The sequence below is a fragment of the Oceanicoccus sagamiensis genome, assembly GCF_002117105.1.
GTDB lineage: Bacteria > Pseudomonadota > Gammaproteobacteria > Pseudomonadales > Dasaniaceae > Oceanicoccus > Oceanicoccus sagamiensis.
In genome coordinates this window covers 1,921,506-1,940,973 of sequence record NZ_CP019343.1, presented here as the reverse complement: position 1 = coordinate 1,940,973, position 19,468 = coordinate 1,921,506, and the positions used below count along the sequence as shown (strand labels likewise).

Here is a 19,468-nt window from a genome sequence, read left to right as displayed (position 1 = left end):
GACACTGCATAAGTTCAGCCATTAAGCCGCAGGGGTCTAAACAGACTAATTACGCTAATTTGATGAAACTCAAGGGGTTTTGCTGAATGTTGTCTACACTTTACAGACCCAATAGAGGTTACATTTTATAATATCACCTGAATGAGCAAGCCCCTTTGTACACCTTGTTATCTACCCTACTGATCAGCCTGGTTCTTGCCGGTCTAACCCCGTCGCTTTGGGCCGGGCAGCAAACCGTGCCAGCGGTTCCTCTCTATGAAGACCGCGATATCAGCCTGGGACTGTCGGTGGTGTATCTGGAAGACAAGGATAAGCGGCTCAGCGCCCCCCAGCTTATCCGTGACTTTGACCAATTTAACTGGCAGCGCGCCAACGATAAGGCCGTCACTATTGGCAATCTGGATTCCACCTTTTGGTTTAGTACCACCATTAAGGCACCGGCCAATCATCGCGACTGGTTTATTCGTATTAGCCATGCCGGACTAAACCTTATCGACAGCTGGATTATTTTAGAGGACCAGGTGGTTGCCCAGCATCAATTGGGCAGCCAACTGCCTTTTGAACAGCGCCCTTTTCTGGATTCTAATTTTGTTATCCCGGTTAGTTTGCAAGCCCATCAGGAATACCAATTACTGTTTCGGGTCAGTATGAATGGCCTGCTCGACTTCCCCTTAAATATTTCGTCAGCAAAACCCTATGCGGAACAACTATCCAGTAGCAATATGCAACTGGGCATTTACTACGGTATAGCCATCATTATGGCGCTGTATAATTTAGTGATCTTTATTTATAGCCGAGAATTATCGTATTTATTTTATGTCTGCTTTATTGGTTCTCTGGCAACCTTTCTGGCGATTATTGAAGGCAGTGCGTTCCGTTATTTGTGGCCTAACTACCCACAACTGAATGACTATGCCCTGCCCTTTTATGCCGGCCTAACACAATTATTTGCCACAATATTTACTGAAAGCTTTCTCAATATTCGTAAACATAGCCAACGTTTATTTACCTTATTGCTGATTGTTGGCTGCTTAAATCTCGGCGCCGTCCTTAGCTCTTTGCTATTTACCACTGAGATTGCCTTTTTTATCTCTTCTATCTCCGGCATCTTCACCTTCCCCCTATTGCTCTTTGCAGGCAGTTATATGTGGTACCGGGGCCAGTATTATGCCCGCTACTTTTGTCTATCATGGGGCCTGCTCTGCTTTTTCTGTTTATGGATTACCATCATTGCACTGGGCATTGTGCCTTGGGAAATTAATAATATTTGGGAACTATTTAGAATTGCCAGCACCATTGAGATGGTTTTGCTCGCTCTGGCTCTGGCCGCAAGAATTGATTTCCTCTCTCGCAAAGAAGAACAAAGCCGCGCAGAAAGCGAAGCCAAAACACAATTTATTGCGCAGATTAGCCATGAACTGCGCACCCCCATGAATGGTATTTTGGGCATGTCCGCACTGCTGCGAGACCACCTTAAAGACAAACAATCCATTCACTTTAATAATGTAATTTATCAATCCGGGCTTGCCTTACTGGGTATTATTAATGACGTACTGGATGCGGCCAAAATTGATGCCGATAAATTAGAAACTGAAAAAATTCCTTTTAGTTTAACTAATCTTTGCGAACAATCGCTCTATGTTATCGAGCCACAGTCCATGGTGAAATCGCTGGTGGTCACATCGGAAATTGATAACTCCATTCCACCGACTGTAATAGGTGACCCCAACCGTATCCGTCAGGTACTACTTAATCTGTTAAGCAATGCCGCAAAATTTACCGATAAAGGCAGCATCACCCTAACGGCAAAAAATCTGGGACATGATAGCGTTCGTATTACCGTCACCGACACCGGCAGCGGTATCGACAAAGCCGATCTTAAGGGTTTATTTACGCCCTATACCCAGCAGTCCTCCGTTGAACAAAAAAGCAAAGGCACTGGCCTGGGTTTATATATCTGCAAAAAACTGGTTGAAGTGATGGGCGGCACGATCGACTTTGATAGCACGGAAGGACAAGGGTCAAGCTTTTGGTTTGAATTGCCGTTACCGGCAAGCGACCTGACCCCCATACCTCTGGCCGGCCAACTTGATGAAGCGGTGATCTCCAGCCACAAGCAGGAGAAAAGCCTTACCATACTGGTGGCAGAAGATAATGCCGCCAACCAATTGGTGATCAATAAACTACTGGAGAAAATGGGCCATCAGGTGACCATCGTGAATAATGGAGAGGAAGCCGTACACTCGATCACCGACAATAATAAGCCCTACGATTTAGTGCTGATGGATTGTGAAATGCCAGTAATGGATGGCTATGAAGCCTGTGAAAAAATTCGCCAATTTGAGCAGGACAGCCAGCTTAACGCGATACCGATTATTGCCCTGACGGCCCATGCCATGAGCGAATATCGCGAACGATGTATGCAAGCGGGAATGAATGAAGTGCTAACCAAACCGGTAAGGGCGTTAACCTTGCAGCAAACACTGCAACGCTATTCTAAAATGCTCGAGCTTTAATAAATACCGGACATTCTGGCCAACGCGATACTAAAAATACTCAGGCCGGTTACGATCACAATCAGGATAAATAACAGCCGCAGCGGCTTAAAAGGTTTGCGCTCTACCGAGTTAACGCCTTTTTTCAGGAACTCATCCACCTTGGCTTGATCTTCCGGGTATAACTTATTTTCTCTAACCATGGTGAAAAACCTGTCTCGTTGCTCAGCCCCGTAGGGTGGATTGCAATCCACCAAAACCATCATCTGGAATAAGCGGTGGATTATAATCCACCCTACGTGAATTGGAATTAATGCGGATATTATCGCTTAAGAGAGGTGGGACTGCCAACAGGGGAGAATAAATAATCAGGCTAACTGGTCAACAACAGAACCCACGCTCTGCTGGCTTTGAATATTATCGAGGGTGATTAGACGTTCACTCAGCTGGAGGCTGCGACGGGCCACAGCACGCAATTCTTCCAGCCGCTCCTGACGCGCCTGCTCTTCGCTGCGGGCTTCTTCCGCCGCTTGCTTTTCCTGCTCCGCTTCACGGGCTGCTACGGTATCTGAATCATCAGCGGCTGCATCCCCGGACTCTTCTGAAGCAACCTGCTCTTCTCTGGCCTCCACCGCAATTTCTACTCTGGCGTCATTGGCTATTTGGCTAGCGGTTGCCGCAATACTGCGATCCTGAGATGAAGGCTCAGCAGGGGCCAGGGCGGCTCTGCGAACCTGCTCGGCTGCGGCCAGCGTGGCTTGCGGATCTTCACCCCCAGACGGTAGTGAAATAGGCACTTCTCCACCCACCGCATAATTGACACCATCAGGGCCACGCTCAAAGGTGTAGGACGGGGAGCCGGCATATTTACCACCCACTGAAGCATGGGCCTGTTCATGGGCACGGACCTCACGGTCTCTGGCGGCTAATTCACGGATTTGCTGTTGTTCTTGTTGCTGCTCTTGCTGCTCACGGCGGTCGGTGATTTTATCATCGTCGCGATTTTGGGAGGTTTCGTCAGAGGCTTCGGTTTCGGCGTCATCAAAGGCGGCGGCGACTACGGCAGGCTCTTCAACGGGAGAAAAGACCTCTTCCTTAGCCTCAGCGTTTTCCAGACCAACAGCCTGCTTACCCACCGGACTAAAGGGGGTAACCACGTTGGCAAACGCCGATGTATTGATCCCTACATTAACCATCCGTTATCCTGACCTATCTCTATCCTGTGTTGCTATATCTCAACTAACAGCCTTCATAAGAGGCGATATTTTATAACAATTTCAATAAGTTAAACTGTGAACAATTACGCTTTGGTATCCAATAAAGTACCTAACACCTCATCGGCGGTTTTAACCACCGCGGCGGAAGCCTGTACTTGCTGCTCGCCGACCTTTAAAGACACTGCAGCTTCGGTAATGTCGGCTAGCGAATCACCACCAGAGGCCGTTTGTGGGTCTGTGGTAGTGGCTTGCACAATATCCTCTGCCGCCCGCTGTGCGGTGCTAACACCGGATTGAACCCCTTGCAGACCGGTCGATAAAACTGAATTGATCAAAGCACTAACCTCTATCGCTAATTGCCTATAATTTAAGCAGAGAATGGGCACAAAAACCATGCACAAAGCCTCATATGGGACTATTACCCAAGATGAAGATGGTATAAAAATTAAGGGGTTATAACCGAATCCAAGCTTAAGTACTGACTAACAGCCTCAGCGGTGGGGTTTTCCAATACCGGCACCTCACCCAGACAGGGGGCCCTGATCAGGGATTTTAGGGTGAGGATATTCTCTTCGTAACAGGGCATATCGGCATCCAGACGATTAGCCACCCACCCCGCCAGGGGCAAGCCATCATTGGCGATGGCTTCGGCAGTGAGTAGCGCATGGTTTATACAGCCCAGTTTTACACCAACCACCAGAATGACTGGCAGGTTTAATGCTTTGGCTAAGCCTGCCAGTGTCTCTACCGAATTTAACGGTACGCGCCAACCACCGGCACCCTCGATCACCGCAAAATCCGATCGCTGCATTAAGACGCCTCGACAATAACCGGCCAATTGAGAAACCACTAAGCGTTTGCCAATTTGCTGGGCAGCAATATGGGGTGCGATGGCAGGCTCTAAAGCCACTGGGTTAATTTGCTCATAAGGTAGCTCTAGGGACATCGCTTGTTGCAATAACAAGGCGTCTTCATTGCGCAAACCCTCGGGGGTTGGTTCGCAACCGGCGGCAACCGGCTTGATAGCAACCGTCGATAAACCCAAGGTATTCGCCGCCGCCAAAATACCGGTGGCGATAACGGTTTTACCCACATCAGTATCGGTGCCGGCAATAAAAAATCTGTGCCCCATCTTATCCCAGCCCCTGCTGTTGTATGGTTTGACCCTGCACTGGTTTTTCTAATACGCCGTACCACGTTTGATAAGTGGCGGGCAAAACACCTTGCGCGTTGCGTTGTTGATCATAGGCAGCTATTAAGCCGCGAATTCTTTGCTTGCCGGTTAAGCCGGTTTGACGGCCGCTATTAACATTATGCGCACCCAAAGCTTTTAATTCTTTGGTTAATTGTTTTAAGGTGTCGTACTCCAGCACAATATTTTCTTCAACCGCTAGGCAAGCCGCAGAAAACCCCGCATCACTAATCGCCTGATCAATAATATCCCGTTCAACAAAACGGTTAACATGAACAAAATTATCCACCTCCTCCCAGGCACTGCGTAATTCATGCAAGGTATTCGGGCCAAGGGTAGCAAAAACAAAACGCCCGGCCGGTTTTAATACTCTAAACACTTCGGCAAAGAGAGCGGTATTATCTTCACACCATTGAATAGCGAGGCTGGAAAAAATGATATCGACAGAGTTATCCGCCAGCGGTAAATTTTCCGCATCGCCACACAGCCACTGGCAGCCGGACTGATGCTTTGCCGCATGATTAACCATACCTTCGGCAAGGTCCAGACCGATAATCTGGCCATCGGGATAGGCCGTTTGTAATGGCCTGGCAAAATAACCCGTGCCGCAACCCAAATCTACAACCACTTGTGCAGCGATGGCTGGCAAAAAATCGGTCAAGCGATTGCCGATACGACGCTGTAAGTCGGCAACGCTATCGTAGGTTGTTGCAGCGCGGCTAAAAGACCGTGCGACCTGCTGTTTATCCAAAGCACGATGTTCAGATAAGCGTTCACTATGGGCATCCAACCAGTGCTTAATAATATTCCAACAATATTCCGGCTTATCTAAAAACAAAGCATGGCAAGCACCGGGAATAATATGCACGGTATCTCCCAGCTTTTCTTTTAACGCGTTGGCAGCCGTTATCGGCACCAACTGATCGTTTTCACCAAACAGATAGATTGCTGGCACTGTAATGCTATCGATCAACGCTGTGTTATTGATAGTTGATAAAAATTCGAGTGAGTTTTCAAGCGTCTGCTCCGTTATGCTTTCTTTTTTCGCTCTAAGGTTTTTTACCAGCGTTTTTTCCTGCTCGGAGCCATGGGCTTGCAACGCGGAAAAGCGTTTTTTAGCCATCGCCGTATTGTTGGCTACCAAGGAATAAAAATCATCAAAGATCTTTTTATCCATCGCATAGGGCCATTGCTTATCAGCGACAAATTGCAAATTACTGGCCAAGGTAATTAACGCCGTTACCCGCTCGGGAAAGCGGCTGGCAATCGTTGTGGCAATCATACCACCCAGAGAATAACCCAGAAAAATAGCTTTATCAGGCAGCTCGGCCATCAGCTCGGTGATTACGCTATCGGTATCGACATAACGATCTACCGTCGTTGCGCCATAACCGGGAAGGTCAACCTGCACAACATTAAAATGCTGATCTAAGTTTGGCAGCCACTCTTGCCATATCAGGCTCGACGTACCCCAGCCATGTAGCAGGACTAAGGCCGGCCTCATAGCACTACCTCTGCCAAGGCTGTTAATAAACGATCCACCTGCGTTTTGCTATGTGCCGCACTTAGGGTAATACGTAAGCGCGCAGAATTAGCTGGCACGGTTGGCGGACGAATAGCACTAATTAAAAAGCCCCGCTCCAGTAGCGCCTCACTGATCGCCATCGCTTGTTCGCTATCGCCAATCATCAAGGGCTGGATAGCAGTTATTGAAGGCATTAGCGTCAGACCGAGTTGTTCTGCCTGCTGTTTGAAGTATGCGATAAGCGATTGCAGATGCTGACGGCGGTCTACATCGTTACGCACAATATTTAAACTGGCCAAACTGGCGGCAGCTACAGCTGGCGGTATGGCCGTGGTATAAATATAAGGCCGGGCAAATTGAATTAAGGTTTCAGCAAGTTCTTCACTACCCGCCACAAAAGCGCCAAAGCTGCCCAGCCCTTTGCCTAGCGTACCCATGAGTACCGGCAACTGCTGTTGATCCAAATTAAAATAGTCTGCACTGCCTGCGCCGGTTTCACCCAGCACACCAAAGCCGTGAGCATCATCGGCCATTAAGGCGGCATTGTATTGTTTCGCCAGCGCCGCCAAATTATCCAAGGGGGCTAAATCGCCATCCATACTAAAGACACTATCAACCACGATCAGTTTTTTATTATCGGTTGATTTTTTAAGGCGGGCTTCAAGATTGGCTAAATCATTATGCAAAAAACGCTGGAAACGGGCACCGGATAATAAACCGGCATCTAATAGGGAGGCATGATTAAGTTTATCTTCAAAGACGGCATCCTGTTTGCCGACCAGAGCATTCACTACTCCGAGATTGGCCATATAACCGGTAGAAAATAATACCGCACGATCACGGCCTACAAAATCCGCCAGCTCTTCTTCTAGCTGATGATGCCAGCGGCTATGCCCGCAGACTAAATGCGAAGCACCACTGCCCACACCAAAATCGTTAGCGACCGAAGTAAAGGCGGCAATCACATCCGGGTGATTGGCCAAACCCAAATAATCATTGCTGCAAAAATTCAGATACGCTTTTCCATCCACAATAACTTCAGCGCCCTGAGCACTTTCCAGTGTCCGGCGCTGACGATATAAATGGTTGGACTTGCGCTCGTTGAGCGCTGCAGTCAGTTGCAAAGGGTCTGACATAGAATTGCCGCAGTGAGCGCTGGCGAATTAAGCCTGCGCTGCGTCGTAGAAAAACTTATCGTTTTGCGCTTGTTGAATTTGCTCGCGGATACGGTCTTCTTCACCGTCATCACAGCGCTCAACTTCACGGTCTTCAGGTTGAATACCTAAACGGTCAAACAGTTGTAAATCTTTATTCGCTTCGGGGTTGGCAGTGGTTAATAATTTTTCACCGTAGAAGATGGAATTGGCACCGGCAAAGTACGCCAGCGCATGCATTTCTTCATTCATCTCTTCACGGCCAGCGGATAAACGCACATGGGACTCAGGCATTAAGATACGCGCCACGGCAATGGTGCGAATAAAATCAAAATTATCCAAATCGGTTTCTTGCGCTAAAGGCGTACCTTCAACCCGTACCAACATATTGATGGGCACGCTCTCTGGGTGCTGGGGCATATTGGATAACTGAATTAATAAACCGGCGCGGTCTTTAACCGTTTCACCCATACCGACAATACCGCCACTACAGACTTTAATACCGGCATCGCGAACATTGGAGATAGTGGTTAAACGGTCTGAATACGTCCGCGTGGTAATCACTTCACCGTAAAACTCCGGTGAGGTATCTAAATTGTGGTTGTAATAATCAAGGCCCGCTTCCGACAATTCAGCGGCTTGATCCGCCGTTAACATACCCAATGTCATACAGCTTTCCAAACCCATTTCCTTCACGCCTTTAACCATGGCGGTGACATAGGGCATATCTTTGGCTTTAGGTGAGCGCCAGGCGGCCCCCATACAGAAGCGAGTAGCGCCAGTGGCTTTGGCTTCTGCCGCTTCTTGCAAGACCTTCTCTACTTCCATTAATTTTTCTTTTTCCAGGCCGGTATCGTAGCGATTGCTCTGGGGGCAGTATTTGCAGTCTTCAGGACAGGCACCGGTTTTGATCGACAACAGCGTGCTCACCTGCACCTCGTTAGGGTTAAAGTACTGGCGGTGAACCGACTGGGCTTTAAATAGCAAATCGTTAAAGGGCAGCTCAAACAGGGACTGAACTTCCTGTGGGGTCCAATCGTGGCGAACCAGGCTATTAGCGGCGGTCATAGGGTGTTCCTGCAAATATAATGGATGGCTGGAATCGGGATCTAATATCCCCTAAAGTGGGCGCCAATGATAAGGATTATCGCCCACCTGTCAACCTACAAGGATAGTTATGGTTAACTGCTTTTTCCAGCTAGCACGTCCGTTTTTTAAGGCCTGCCGGGGTTTTAAGGTCACTGGACGCTGTATTCTCTGCGGTGATATTGGCCAGCCCGGGCTGGATATCTGCCACGATTGCGAGGTCGACCTGCCAAGGCTGGGGCACCATTGCCAGCATTGCGCCCTGCCCCTGCCAAGCCCTGAGCAAACCCTGTGCGGCCACTGCCAGCTTATGCCGCCTCCTTTTCAGAGGACTGTGGCTATCTATCTGTATCAGTACCCTGTAGCCGAGTTAATTGCGGGATTTAAGTACAACAGGCAGCTTAGTTATGGCAAAGTACTCAGCCTAACAGGGCTTAATGGGTTTGTTAGTGCTTACACTTACGAATTTCCCGATATCATCACCCCGATACCCCTGCACTGGCGAAGGCGGCTAAAACGCGGCTTTAACCAGAGCGAACAGATAGCGACTTACCTGGCAAAAGGGATGGATATCCCCACGCTACCATTGCTACAACGCAGCCAATTTACCCCACCTCAGCAGCAACTTGATGCGCAGCAGCGAAGGCAAAACCTGAGGGGTGCTTTCGAAGCGACCCAGAATTTAGCAGGGCAATGTGTTGCGGTGGTAGATGATGTGATGACAACAGGAGCAACGGCCACCGAGGTCAGCAAGGTGCTTTTGGAGGCAGGGGCTGGCGAGGTACATATATGGGTGCTGGCCAGAACACCATAACCCTACTCCAACAACAATACTAAGCGGGTATTAAGACCATGGGTATCGCCTTCCTCACCATAGCGGTCCAAGGTGATATAGCGGTAGTTCAAAGTGAAATACATATAGGGCGTTAACATCCAATTAGCCCCCGCTGACCAGATATCCATCTTGCCGCTATCCGTTGGGTACTCACTCAAATCCAACTCACTATAACGAAGACTTAATTCCAATGCCCCCCAGCCATTTTGTTCTACTGATTTGGCAATCGGCACGCCACCAAAAATCCCAGCCTGATAATTATAAGGGCGCATCTCGCCAGTCACGATCCAGGAGCCGGTTAGGTGGAAGCCATCAAGGTCATATTCATTATCCCCCGGGCCAGTATCAGCCTCGGTGCGGGTATATTCACCATGCAGCCAAAAAGGGCCTGAGCGTAGAGAGGCCTCGGCCTGATAGGTGGTAAATTCGTCGGTGGTGAAAATGCCGGTATCGACAAAATCCGGGGCATTATTAAATTCCGGGTCGGTGGCGGCAAACAAGCCTTCCTTGCCGTTGGAGTGACGCATGGCCATAGCGAGGTGCATGGTGGTACTTTGCTGTTTGGACTCTATGGGCAACCAGGTAAGCCGGCCAATATATTGCGTGGCATTATCCCCCAGTGAATTGGGCTGATCCTTATCCAGCCAATTATTAAAGACACCTCCCGCTAACGTCATCCGGTCACCCAAAAAATTACTGGCTACCACCATCCCAACATTCCGGGCCGGTAATAGCGCATCGGAAACCGCCGCCCGTTCCTGCATGGGCGATTGGGTTAGCGACATAATCCGCTCCATGGAGATAGGCTCTTTTTGCTTGCCAATACTAAAGCTGGCTTTTTCCCATAAGGGAATATCCAGACGTAAATCATAGAGAGTAAAATCATCATCATCGGTAGCATCAAAACCGCTATCAAAGGCATGAGTAGCGGCAAAGGCAGTCCAAACCCAGGGCTTGGCAAAATTTAGGGTACCTACACCACCAAAACGCAAACCTCGGATTTCACCACCCTCATACTCTTGGGTCAGGTCACCCACCTGACGCTCACTGCTGCGGTCCTGGTCCAGCCAGCGTTGCCGGTCCAGCATAATCGCGCCAGCAAATAGGCCAGACACCCACTCACCTTCATATTTATTCCAGCGAGTGCTATCGCGGTAGTTAAGGGGTACAGCAATGGGTGGGGCGGCATAGGCCAACCAACCCTGCTTGGCAGCGGCCTGCCCTTCGGCTGTTTCCACGGTAATGCGACGGAAAAAGTTTTTTAGCAGCTCCCCCTCATAGATGGCAAACCGTGCATAGCGCTTGGTATCCATCAGTTTTTCAATATCATCCATGGAGTTATTAGCAAGAATCAGGAAGCTGGCGGGCTGGCCCGGCTCAAGATTGCCCAGCAGCGTGCCACCGGCGGCATCGTAGGCGCGGTCTACCTGATCAATAGGAATGGTATCTTCAGACACCAAATCCAGCTTGTTATCCTTAATAACAATGCTAACCAACGGGCGCTGTTCCTCGCCCTGATTAATCATTTGTACATTTCTGATTAGCAGAGCTTCAGCCCCAGCGTGAGGTAATAGTGGCAGCCAAAGTATTAACAGCGCCAGCAGTGGCAAACAGTGTGTAATCCTTAACATGGAATAACGACTTCTCGGTTTATTGTTATCAGCCAGACATAAAACCTAAATTAGCAGCAAAGCTATGGCGATACCAGCGATCAAACAGTGCTAAGATCAACACTGATATCCACTGCCCCCAACACTATGCGACCACGATTATATTTTATTGGCTTTGCGCTTTGCCTGTGCAACACCTTGTTTGCGGATACCGCCACCGTTGCTGTTGCCACCAATTTTAAAGGGGCTATCGCCAAGCTGAATGCCGCCTTCCAAAAACAATACCCCGAACACCAGTTGCGCTACAGCTATGCTTCCAGTGGGACTTTGTTTAACCAGATTATTTATGGCGCCCCCTTTGACATGTTTTTATCGGCAGATAGTCGCTACCCGACAACACTGGAACAGCGAGCACTGGGGGCAGCTAACTCGAGAAGCACTTATGCTATAGGCCGACTAGTGGCAGTCACCAGCGGACAAATAATCGACAGCCAACAAGGCTTGTTAGCCACGCTTGACGCGACTGTTAAAGCACAACAAAAAGTGGCGATCGCCAACCCGGACCTTGCCCCCTACGGCGTTGCCGCCAAAGAGACATTGCAATACCTTAAACGGTGGCAAAGCAGCCAAGCCTCTTTAGTAAAAGGCAGCAATATAGGGCAGACCTTTCAGTTTGTTGCCACCGGCAATGCTCCCATTGGGCTAGCCGCACTATCACAAGTAAAACACCTCACACCCGCTATTGCCTATTGGCCGATCCCACAACCCTGGTATCAACCGATACGCCAGCAAATGATCCTGTTACAATCAGGCGAAAATAATCAGGCCGCCATCAGCTTTTTAGCGTTTTTAAAGTCGGAGCCTGCTAAACAAATTATCCGCCAACAAGGTTACGAGATTTAACGAGACCCCCTATGCTGCCAGAGCAAGACCTGACTGCTATAGTGCTGACCCTCAAGCTGGCGGCAGTCACCACGGTGATATTGTTAGTACTGGGCACACCCTTAGCCTGGTGGCTGGCCCATACCCGCAACCGAGGCAAAGCGCTGTTTGAAGCAATTGTTGCGCTGCCCTTGGTATTACCTCCTACCGTATTGGGTTTTTATTTATTACTGGCCTTTTCTCCCACCAGCCCCTTTGGTCAATTTTGGTTAGGGGCTACGGGTAAGCCCTTGGCTTTTAGTTTTAGTGCTTTGGTGATTGGCTCGGTACTATATTCGCTACCCTTTGTGGTGCAACCGCTGCAAACCAGTTTTGAGCAATTACCCAAAAAATTATTTGAAGCCGCTGCCACTATGGGGGCCTCTTTTAACGACCAATTTATTTCGCTAGTGCTTCCATTATGCAAGCGCAGCTTTATTACCGCCGCCAGTTTAGGTTTTGCCCATACGATTGGTGAGTTTGGCGTAGTGTTAATGATCGGCGGCAACATTCCGGGTGAGACTCAGGTACTGTCCATTAGCCTCTATGACAAAGTAGAAAACCTACAGTACAGCGAAGCCCATTGGTTAGCGGGTGGGCTAGTGATTTTTTCTTTGCTGTTACTAGGTTTTATTTATAGCTTAAAACGCGGCGATGCTAAGTCGAGCAAGGCAGGCTTGTTATGAGCCTAACCATTAAGCTTAATCTGGAGCGCGACAACTTTTCACTGGCGATTGATACCACCTTGGAAGCCAAAGGCTTTACAGCTATCTATGGCCCCAGCGGTGCGGGTAAAACCACTTTACTACGCTGGTTGGCAGGGCTGGAACCGGAAACCCAAGGGCAGTTAAGTTTTAACGGAACCGTATGGCAGGATAACGACAGCGCGCTGCCCCCACAGCAACGCCATATCGCTTATGTATTTCAGGAACCCCGACTTTTTCCTCATTTAAGTGTTGAAGGCAATCTTCGTTATGCCTACCAGCGCCGTTTTAACCCCGAAGGCCCCAGTTTGCAGGATGTGTGTGACTGGTTAGAAATTGGCAAACTGATAAAACAATTTCCCGACCAGCTATCTGGCGGCGAACAACAACGGGTTGCCATTGCCAGAGCGCTGCTAAGCAGCCCAGAATTAATTTTAATGGACGAACCTCTGGCCTCCCTCGACGGCGCCAGCAAGCAGCGTATTATTAAACACCTGCAAGCCCTGCAAGCCAACATGGCAACACCCATTATTTATGTCAGTCATGACTTTGAAGAAGTCAGCCAATTAGCCGATCAGTTATTACTGATTGATAAAGGCCAACTTATTGCCCAAGGCCCCTTGCTGGAACTTAGCCACCGTATTGATTTACCACTGAGCCATGAAGAAAATGCGGCCAGTATTATTAATGCCACCATTGAACAGCACGACAGGAAAAACCACCTAACGGAATTATTAATCGATAACCATTTGTCTTTATGGATTACCGCTATTGAAGGCCGAGAAGATGAGCCTGTGCGTATTCGCATTCCCGCCAGAGATGTCAGCATTAATCTGGAGCGTGCCGAACACAGCAGTATTCTCAATATACTACCCGCCACCATCACCGAGATTGAACAAAGCGATAGCAGCGCCAGAGTGCTGATTAAACTCGCGGTAGCCCACCAATTTATTCTTGTGCGGCTCACCCATAAATCCGTCACCCGATTGGAACTTAGCGTTGGCCAACAAGTCTATGCTCAAATCAAAACCGTCGCGCTACTTAGCGATCAACGAGAACACTAATGCCTAACCCCCACCCCTACGACAGACTAACACCGGAATTAGTGATTGATGCCGTAGAAAGCACAGGTCGCTTAACCGACTTACGGATTTTTCCGTTAAACAGTTATGAAAACCGTGTGTATCAAGTAGGCATGGATGAAGGCGACCCGGTGATTGTTAAATTCTACCGCCCGGAGCGCTGGACTGAAGCACAGATATTAGAAGAGCATGAGTTTAGCTATGAACTCTTTGATGCTGAGATTCCTGTCGTGCCGCCGTTAAAAAATGAAGACGGTAAAACCTTGCTCGATTATGACGGCTATCAATTTTCTGTTTACCAACGCAAAGGCGGCCATGCCCCGGAGCTGGATGATTTAGATAACCTACTAATTCTTGGCCGACTAACGGGAAGAATTCATGCCATTGGTGCCATGAAGGACTTTCAGCACCGCCCTACACTGGACATCCAATCCTTTGGTGAAAATAGCTTTCAACTCATTAGCGAACACTTTATTCCCAACGATTTACGCACCGCCTATGTCAGCCTATGCGAAGATCTACTAAAAACCATTAAAGAACAATTTGCCCAAACTACCTTTACTAATATACGTGTTCACGGCGATTGCCATTCAGGCAATATTCTATGGCGCGGCGAGTCGCCCCACTTTGTGGATTTGGATGATAGCCGGATGGCACCGGCTATTCAGGACTTGTGGATGTTTATGTCTGGGGATAGGCCCAATCAAACGGCACAGATCAGTGAATTGGTAGAAGGGTATAATGAATTTTTTGATTTTGACCCTCGGCAATTGCATTTGATTGAGGCACTTAGGACGTTAAGGATTATTCATTACAGTGCCTGGCTGGCAAGGCGCTGGGAAGATCCGGCGTTCCCGCATAATTTCCCCTGGTTTAATACGGCGCGGTATTGGTCGGATCATATATTGGAGTTGAGAGAGCAGTTTGCTTTGATTAATGAGCCGGCTTTGCAACTCTTCTAAACCGAACATATACCTAACCGTCATTCCCTCGAAGGCACATTGCTGTACGGTACAAATACCTTAAATCAGCTAAAGCGTATTATCGGGTAGGCGTTTTAAGCCAATAAGAGGCTTCAAGACTCAACTAACGGCAAAACATAGTAGGGTGGATTATAATCCACCAAGCCTTGCACGAAGCAGTCATAACTGGTGGATTATAATCCACCCTACTAATCATGTTTGTTGGGGGAGATTACAGCACGTAACCAATTCAACCATGTATTTTCTTTTAGCACCGCCTGATCCACCGCATCAAAAAATCGCTCCTGACCAAGCGGGTCAGCAAAATACTCCTTGCGCGTAACCATCTCCCTTTCCGTATCTAACTCCTTTACCACCTTAGCCGGATTACCCGCCACCACTACATTCGCTGCAACATTCTTAGTGACCACCGCCCCCGCCGCCACAATACTATTCTCACCAATGGTCACACCCTTTAACACCTTACTGCCATCACCCAACCAAACATTATCTTTAATCACCACCGGTGCTATTTCATCTGTACGGTGCGCGCGATCATAAACACCATGCCAATCAGAATCGGTAATATAAACACCGTTGGCCATCATCACACTGTCTCCAATAATAATTTTATCGCCCGCAGAAATTCGGCAACCCGGGCTAATCAGCACATAATCTCCAATACGCAATTCACCCTGGTCAGGCTCACGCCCCCAAACACCCAATTTCACCCGGTCACTGGGCTCACCAATTATGGTGGCGCATTGGCCAATAGAAATATTCGGGCCGGAAATATCGACATACCAGGGTTTCATAATGGTGTGGTGATCACCCAGCTCATCACAGGCGGGACGCAAGAAATGGTTGGCGTACCAGCGGCGAAAGCTTAGGTAATTTTTTTTAACCCAATAAGGGCGACGATCTTGTCTCATGATGGTTCCATTGCGGTTGGCTAAAAACAGTCTGCCAGCACCGTTATGGATTCGCAATCACTGAAGGCTTATCCCTGCTATAATCACCGACCCATTTACCAGCGAATATCACTGTGCCCAACTCCCGCATTATCACCAGCAACCAAGCCGGTATCCACGACAGCCTGGAGCCGGTAGTGCGCCGCCATTTAAACTCGCGTTTTCGCCGCCCTTACCCCGACTATAGTCTTGAGGTCTTTGAGCAGGCTGAGCAGCGGGCAAGCCAATATCAAGGCAACCTTATTCTCGACTCCTATTGCGGAGTGGGTGAAAGCACGGTAAATCTTGCCAGACAGTATCCCGAGGCATTGGTGATTGGTATTGATAAGTCCGTGGTCAGGCTCGCCAAGCACGATGAACACTACCGCCAATCCGGCGTCGATAATTACCTGCTGCTGCGGGCGGATGTGGATGATTTTTGGCGGCTGGCGGTGGATGCTAACTGGCAACTGGCCAGGCATTGCGTGTTTTACCCCAACCCATGGCCCAAATCCTCCCAACTCAAGCGTCGGGTGCATGGCTCCCCCCTCTTCCCCAGCCTACTGGCTTTAAAGGGCGAGGTGGAACTTCGCAGTAATTGGCCCGTCTATGTACAGGAATTTGCCGCAGCCCTGGAGATAGCGGGCTTTAGCGCAAAGTCCAAGCCTTTTACGCCGGAGCCCGTGATTACGCCCTTTGAGCGTAAATATGGTGAGTCTGGGCAGGTGCTATGGCGTTGTATTTGTGATCTTGACCGGGGTTTTGGTGGATTATAATCCACCCTACGGGGGGATTACGGGTTGATTACGGGGTAATCAGCCCCCACAATTAAGCACTAGCAATAATTTATTGATATACGGACGCTCGTCATGGCTACACAACCGATTTCTATTACCGGTGACAACGACACTATTTGGCTCGCTATCCGCGAGGAAACTGAGAAGACGCTGAGTAAAGAGCCGGTACTCACCAGCTTTTTGCACTCGACAATTCTTAATCACCAGTCGCTGGAATGCGCCCTGAGTTTTCATCTGGCGCATAAGTTGGATAGCCCTACCGCATCGGCTCTATTGCTGCGTGAAGTGATTGAGCAAGCCTTAAAAGAAGACCCCTCCATCGGCAAAGCCATTCGCTGTGATTTGCGCGCAGTGCTGGAGCGGGACTCGGCCTGTAATAGTTATTCGATTCCGTTTTTATATTTTAAAGGTTTTCACGCTTTGCAGGCTTACCGTGTAGGCCACTGGTTATGGACTCAGGGCCGCGAAGAGCTGGCGTTGTTTTTACAAAACTGTGTCTCTACAGAATTTGGGGTGGATATTCACCCCGCCGCCAAAATTGGCCACGGTATTTTGATGGACCACGGTACGGGTGTGGTTATCGGTGAAACCGCAGTGGTGGGCAATAACGTGTCTATTTTACAATCGGTAACACTGGGCGGCACCGGTAAAGAAGAAGGTGACCGTCACCCTAAAGTTGGCGACGGTGTTTTAATCAGTGCAGGTGCAAAAATTCTGGGCAATATCAAGATTGGCAATGGCGTTAAGGTGGGTGCTGGCAGTGTGGTGTTGCAAGATGTTGAAGCCCACACCACGGTAGTAGGTGTGCCAGCAAAAGAGATTGGTCGCCCAACCTCAGATCAACCGGCACTGGAAATGAATCACGAGATTACTTGTGATATGGATTGCGATAAATAGGGATTATTGACAGCGGGGCTTTTTGCCTTGCTTGCCCGCCGCACTATATAGATCAAGCGCTTCTTTCATATTAGCTTGCAAACCTTTTATACGACTTTGACTAGAGGGATGCGTCGACATAAACTCCGGCGGCGCGCCATTGGCGTTGGCAGCCATATTATGCCAAAGGGTTACACTGGCGCGAGGATCAAAACCCGCCTTTGCCATTAACCTTAACCCCATTAAATCCGCTTCAGTTTCATGTGAGCGACTATAAGGCAGTGCCACCCCATACTGCGCGCCAACCCCCATAGCCGCCATCACCATGGCGCCCTCTTGTGTTCCCTCCATCACCGCGCCTAATAATTGCTGGCTAGTTTGCGAGGCATATTCAATCGACATCCGCTCGTTACCATGTTGGGCCAGCACATGCCCTATCTCATGGCCAATAATTGCAGCTAATTGGCCTTGGTCACTGGCGACTTTTAGGATGCCGGTATGCACACCGATTTTATTACCGGGTAAAGCGAAGGCATTGGCGCTGTTATCTTTAAAGACGACGACTTCCCAGTTGCGTTGTTGATCACTGGGAAGGACTGCGATAACCGCATTGGCAACACAGTCAACATATTGGTTGGTAGCAGCGGCTTTTTCGACGTCGATAGTAGTTTTCATTTCAGTAAAAGCAGCGACACCCATTTGGTCCATTTCGCTTTCAGGCATCAGTAGCAGTTGTGAACGGCCGGTTGGGGAAGTCGCGCAGGCTGTGGTGATTAGGGCTAGTGCAATAAGAGTTACAAGTTTTTGCATCGGTGTTATCCAGTGACTGTAAAAAATAGTGAAGGTGTAACTCACTAAATTTTATAGGGGTCATGGGTAAACAACAATTTTTCTTTTAGCTAAATAGAAGAATAACCATCATTCCCGCCTACCCGCTCAACCAACGACCGAACACTGTAGGGTGGATTATAATCCACCAAACCCAGCCAGAAGCAGTCATAACCGGTGGATTATAATCCACCCTACGGGCTAATTCCCGCGTAGGCGGGAATGGCAAAAATGGAGGAATTAGGCAGCGTGTTCTGATAAGAAACGTTCCAGAGCGTCAAAGCCTCCGATATGGCTCTGGCCATGGAAGATCTGTGGCACGGTGGTCACAGGGCCGCCAACGGTTTTCTCGAGGTCAGCCTGACCGATACCCTCTTTCTCGATATCGACATAGCGGTATTCCAACCCTTTAATCTCACAGAGCTCTTTGGCCCGACGACAGAAACCACAGCTTTCTTTTCCGAATATAGTGAATCTTTGCATGATGCTGCTCCTCTTCAAATGATGGCGCTAGTATCGCCCAAGCATCCTGATTAGGAAAATTGATTGTTATTATCATAGTGATACCTTTTAGCTATAAAGAAGCCCGCCGCAGTATTTGCCGCCAATGGTGTAATCGCCTATATTGACCCCTACCCCAATAAGACCGAGAGATTGCTATGCACCCACTATGTTCCGCCCAACGCCTGTTGATTGTGCTGATCGGCTTTGTTCTGGCGGCCTGTACACCTGTCAGTAATGTGATGGTGGATTATGATACTGAGACGGATTTTTCTGCTTTCAGGGCCTATGACTGGCTGGCAGCGGACAGCAAGGTGGAGGAAGGTTTTGACCCGCTGATCGCCCAGCGTGTTCAAGAAGCTTTAAAGACAGAATTATTTAGTGCCGGCTTTAATGAGGCGGACAGCAAGCCGGATGTGCTGGTGCGCTATCAAGTGACTACACATACCCGGCAGGAGCCGCCAAAATCCAGTGGTAGCGTAGGCTTTGGTGGCAGCAGTGGTGGCAACTCTGCAATGGGGCTGTCGTTGAGTTTTCCCATTGGTGATAAATCGGTGGTGAAGGAAGCCAATCTGGTGATTGACCTGGTGGACCCTGCTGATAAAAAGCTAAAGTGGCGCGGCAGCAAGATTATTAAAATTTCTGAAGAGTCGCCAGAAGAAATTACCGCGGTGATTGATGCAGCGGTGGCTGAGATCTTTGGCAATTACCCGCCAGGCTCAGCTCCGTAGGG

General features: G+C 48.9%; 20 protein-coding genes. 9 read left to right on the top strand and 11 right to left on the bottom strand.

The genetic code is table 11. The features are described from left to right. Positions 1–155: 155 nt before the first annotated feature. Positions 156–2,516, top strand: a complete 2,361-nt coding sequence (locus BST96_RS08915) for a hybrid sensor histidine kinase/response regulator (protein WP_085758369.1) — start codon at positions 156–158, stop codon at positions 2,514–2,516. On the opposite strand, the gene BST96_RS08910 is transcribed toward BST96_RS08915, so the two are convergent. From BST96_RS08910 to bioB, 7 genes are all read right to left on the bottom strand, one after another. Next, complete coding sequence (locus BST96_RS08910) at positions 2,513–2,698, bottom strand: DUF3094 family protein (RefSeq protein WP_085758368.1); 186 nt, start codon at positions 2,696–2,698, stop codon at positions 2,513–2,515. The genes BST96_RS08915 and BST96_RS08910 overlap by 4 nt on opposite strands. A gap of 165 nt (positions 2,699–2,863) precedes the next feature. Then, positions 2,864–3,691, bottom strand: coding sequence for a putative metalloprotease CJM1_0395 family protein (locus BST96_RS08905; protein WP_085758367.1), 828 nt, complete (start codon positions 3,689–3,691; stop codon positions 2,864–2,866). Between the two features lie 104 nt (positions 3,692–3,795). After that, positions 3,796–4,047 (bottom strand): hypothetical protein, encoded by a 252-nt coding sequence (locus tag BST96_RS08900; protein ID WP_085760502.1) that lies wholly within the window; start codon positions 4,045–4,047, stop codon positions 3,796–3,798. A gap of 110 nt (positions 4,048–4,157) precedes the next feature. Beyond that, entirely contained in the window at positions 4,158–4,844 is a 687-nt protein-coding gene (bioD, locus tag BST96_RS08895) for a dethiobiotin synthase (RefSeq protein WP_085758366.1), read from the bottom strand. Between the two features lies 1 nt (position 4,845). After that, positions 4,846–6,408 carry a malonyl-ACP O-methyltransferase BioC gene (gene bioC / locus BST96_RS08890; RefSeq protein WP_085758365.1) on the bottom strand — a complete coding sequence of 521 codons (1,563 nt, stop codon included), beginning with the start codon at positions 6,406–6,408 and terminating at the stop codon, positions 4,846–4,848. Continuing rightward, entirely contained in the window at positions 6,405–7,565 is a 1,161-nt protein-coding gene (bioF, locus tag BST96_RS08885) for an 8-amino-7-oxononanoate synthase (RefSeq protein WP_085758364.1), read from the bottom strand. The genes bioC and bioF overlap by 4 nt, the downstream gene beginning before the upstream one ends. 27 nt (positions 7,566–7,592) lie before the next feature. Beyond that, positions 7,593–8,651, bottom strand: coding sequence for a biotin synthase BioB (bioB, locus tag BST96_RS08880; RefSeq protein WP_085758363.1), 1,059 nt, complete (start codon positions 8,649–8,651; stop codon positions 7,593–7,595). 109 nt (positions 8,652–8,760) lie between these two features. Between bioB and BST96_RS08875 the strand changes: the two genes are divergently transcribed. Next, entirely contained in the window at positions 8,761–9,483 is a 723-nt protein-coding gene (locus BST96_RS08875) for a ComF family protein (RefSeq protein ID WP_085758362.1), read from the top strand. A gap of 2 nt (positions 9,484–9,485) precedes the next feature. Here the strand turns inward: BST96_RS08875 and BST96_RS08870 are convergent, their stop codons facing one another. Continuing rightward, positions 9,486–11,135: an OprO/OprP family phosphate-selective porin gene (locus BST96_RS08870; RefSeq protein ID WP_085758361.1), complete on the bottom strand. Its 1,650-nt coding sequence runs from the start codon at positions 11,133–11,135 to the stop codon at positions 9,486–9,488. Between the two features lie 126 nt (positions 11,136–11,261). Here BST96_RS08870 and modA point away from each other — a divergent pair, with 126 nt between their 5' ends. Genes modA through BST96_RS08850 form a run of 4 tightly spaced genes read left to right on the top strand, consistent with a single transcriptional unit; the run spans position 11,262 to position 14,783 of the window. Beyond that, positions 11,262–12,017 (top strand): molybdate ABC transporter substrate-binding protein, encoded by a 756-nt coding sequence (modA, locus tag BST96_RS08865; RefSeq protein WP_085758360.1) that lies wholly within the window; start codon positions 11,262–11,264, stop codon positions 12,015–12,017. A gap of 11 nt (positions 12,018–12,028) precedes the next feature. After that, complete coding sequence (modB, locus tag BST96_RS08860) at positions 12,029–12,721, top strand: molybdate ABC transporter permease subunit (RefSeq protein ID WP_085758359.1); 693 nt, start codon at positions 12,029–12,031, stop codon at positions 12,719–12,721. After that, a complete protein-coding gene (gene modC, locus BST96_RS08855; RefSeq protein WP_085758358.1) occupies positions 12,718–13,803 on the top strand; it encodes a molybdenum ABC transporter ATP-binding protein in 1,086 nt (361 codons plus the stop codon). Before modB ends, modC begins: the two co-directional genes overlap by 4 nt. After that, complete coding sequence (locus BST96_RS08850) at positions 13,803–14,783, top strand: serine/threonine protein kinase (protein ID WP_085758357.1); 981 nt, start codon at positions 13,803–13,805, stop codon at positions 14,781–14,783. The genes modC and BST96_RS08850 overlap by 1 nt, the downstream gene beginning before the upstream one ends. Positions 14,784–14,992: 209 nt before the next feature. Here the strand turns inward: BST96_RS08850 and BST96_RS08845 are convergent, their stop codons facing one another. Further along, a complete protein-coding gene (locus BST96_RS08845) occupies positions 14,993–15,715 on the bottom strand; it encodes an acyltransferase (RefSeq protein ID WP_085758356.1) in 723 nt (240 codons plus the stop codon). 113 nt (positions 15,716–15,828) lie between these two features. Here BST96_RS08845 and trmB point away from each other — a divergent pair, with 113 nt between their 5' ends. Together trmB and cysE are read left to right on the top strand one after the other, a co-directional pair. Continuing rightward, a complete protein-coding gene (trmB, locus tag BST96_RS08840; RefSeq protein ID WP_240554920.1) occupies positions 15,829–16,509 on the top strand; it encodes a tRNA (guanine(46)-N(7))-methyltransferase TrmB in 681 nt (226 codons plus the stop codon). A gap of 93 nt (positions 16,510–16,602) precedes the next feature. Further along, positions 16,603–17,427 carry a serine O-acetyltransferase gene (gene cysE, locus BST96_RS08835; RefSeq protein ID WP_085758354.1) on the top strand — a complete coding sequence of 275 codons (825 nt, stop codon included), beginning with the start codon at positions 16,603–16,605 and terminating at the stop codon, positions 17,425–17,427. 3 nt (positions 17,428–17,430) lie between these two features. Here the strand turns inward: cysE and BST96_RS08830 are convergent, their stop codons facing one another. Continuing rightward, positions 17,431–18,216: a M48 family metallopeptidase gene (locus tag BST96_RS08830; RefSeq protein WP_085758353.1), complete on the bottom strand. Its 786-nt coding sequence runs from the start codon at positions 18,214–18,216 to the stop codon at positions 17,431–17,433. 258 nt (positions 18,217–18,474) lie between these two features. Beyond that, positions 18,475–18,717, bottom strand: coding sequence for a GrxA family glutaredoxin (locus tag BST96_RS08825; RefSeq protein WP_085758352.1), 243 nt, complete (start codon positions 18,715–18,717; stop codon positions 18,475–18,477). Positions 18,718–18,893: 176 nt separating this feature from the next. On the opposite strand from BST96_RS08825, the gene BST96_RS08820 reads away from it, so the two are divergent. Beyond that, a complete protein-coding gene (locus tag BST96_RS08820) occupies positions 18,894–19,466 on the top strand; it encodes a DUF4136 domain-containing protein (protein ID WP_085758351.1) in 573 nt (190 codons plus the stop codon). Positions 19,467–19,468: the final 2 nt, after the last annotated feature.

Coding starts and splice junctions, on each gene's coding strand:
- BST96_RS08910 (WP_085758368.1), bottom strand. CDS start 2,698: ATGGTTAGAGAAAATAAGTTATACCCGGAAGATCAAGCCAAGGTGGAT.
- BST96_RS08905 (WP_085758367.1), bottom strand. CDS start 3,691: ATGGTTAATGTAGGGATCAATACATCGGCGTTTGCCAACGTGGTTACC.
- bioD (WP_085758366.1), bottom strand. CDS start 4,844: ATGGGGCACAGATTTTTTATTGCCGGCACCGATACTGATGTGGGTAAA.
- bioC (WP_085758365.1), bottom strand. CDS start 6,408: ATGAGGCCGGCCTTAGTCCTGCTACATGGCTGGGGTACGTCGAGCCTG.
- bioF (WP_085758364.1), bottom strand. CDS start 7,565: ATGTCAGACCCTTTGCAACTGACTGCAGCGCTCAACGAGCGCAAGTCC.
- bioB (WP_085758363.1), bottom strand. CDS start 8,651: ATGACCGCCGCTAATAGCCTGGTTCGCCACGATTGGACCCCACAGGAA.
- BST96_RS08875 (WP_085758362.1), top strand. CDS start 8,761: ATGGTTAACTGCTTTTTCCAGCTAGCACGTCCGTTTTTTAAGGCCTGC.
- BST96_RS08870 (WP_085758361.1), bottom strand. CDS start 11,135: ATGTTAAGGATTACACACTGTTTGCCACTGCTGGCGCTGTTAATACTT.
- modA (WP_085758360.1), top strand. CDS start 11,262: ATGCGACCACGATTATATTTTATTGGCTTTGCGCTTTGCCTGTGCAAC.
- modB (WP_085758359.1), top strand. CDS start 12,029: ATGCTGCCAGAGCAAGACCTGACTGCTATAGTGCTGACCCTCAAGCTG.
- modC (WP_085758358.1), top strand. CDS start 12,718: ATGAGCCTAACCATTAAGCTTAATCTGGAGCGCGACAACTTTTCACTG.
- BST96_RS08850 (WP_085758357.1), top strand. CDS start 13,803: ATGCCTAACCCCCACCCCTACGACAGACTAACACCGGAATTAGTGATT.
- BST96_RS08845 (WP_085758356.1), bottom strand. CDS start 15,715: ATGAGACAAGATCGTCGCCCTTATTGGGTTAAAAAAAATTACCTAAGC.
- cysE (WP_085758354.1), top strand. CDS start 16,603: ATGGCTACACAACCGATTTCTATTACCGGTGACAACGACACTATTTGG.
- BST96_RS08830 (WP_085758353.1), bottom strand. CDS start 18,216: ATGCAAAAACTTGTAACTCTTATTGCACTAGCCCTAATCACCACAGCC.
- BST96_RS08825 (WP_085758352.1), bottom strand. CDS start 18,717: ATGCAAAGATTCACTATATTCGGAAAAGAAAGCTGTGGTTTCTGTCGT.
- BST96_RS08820 (WP_085758351.1), top strand. CDS start 18,894: ATGCACCCACTATGTTCCGCCCAACGCCTGTTGATTGTGCTGATCGGC.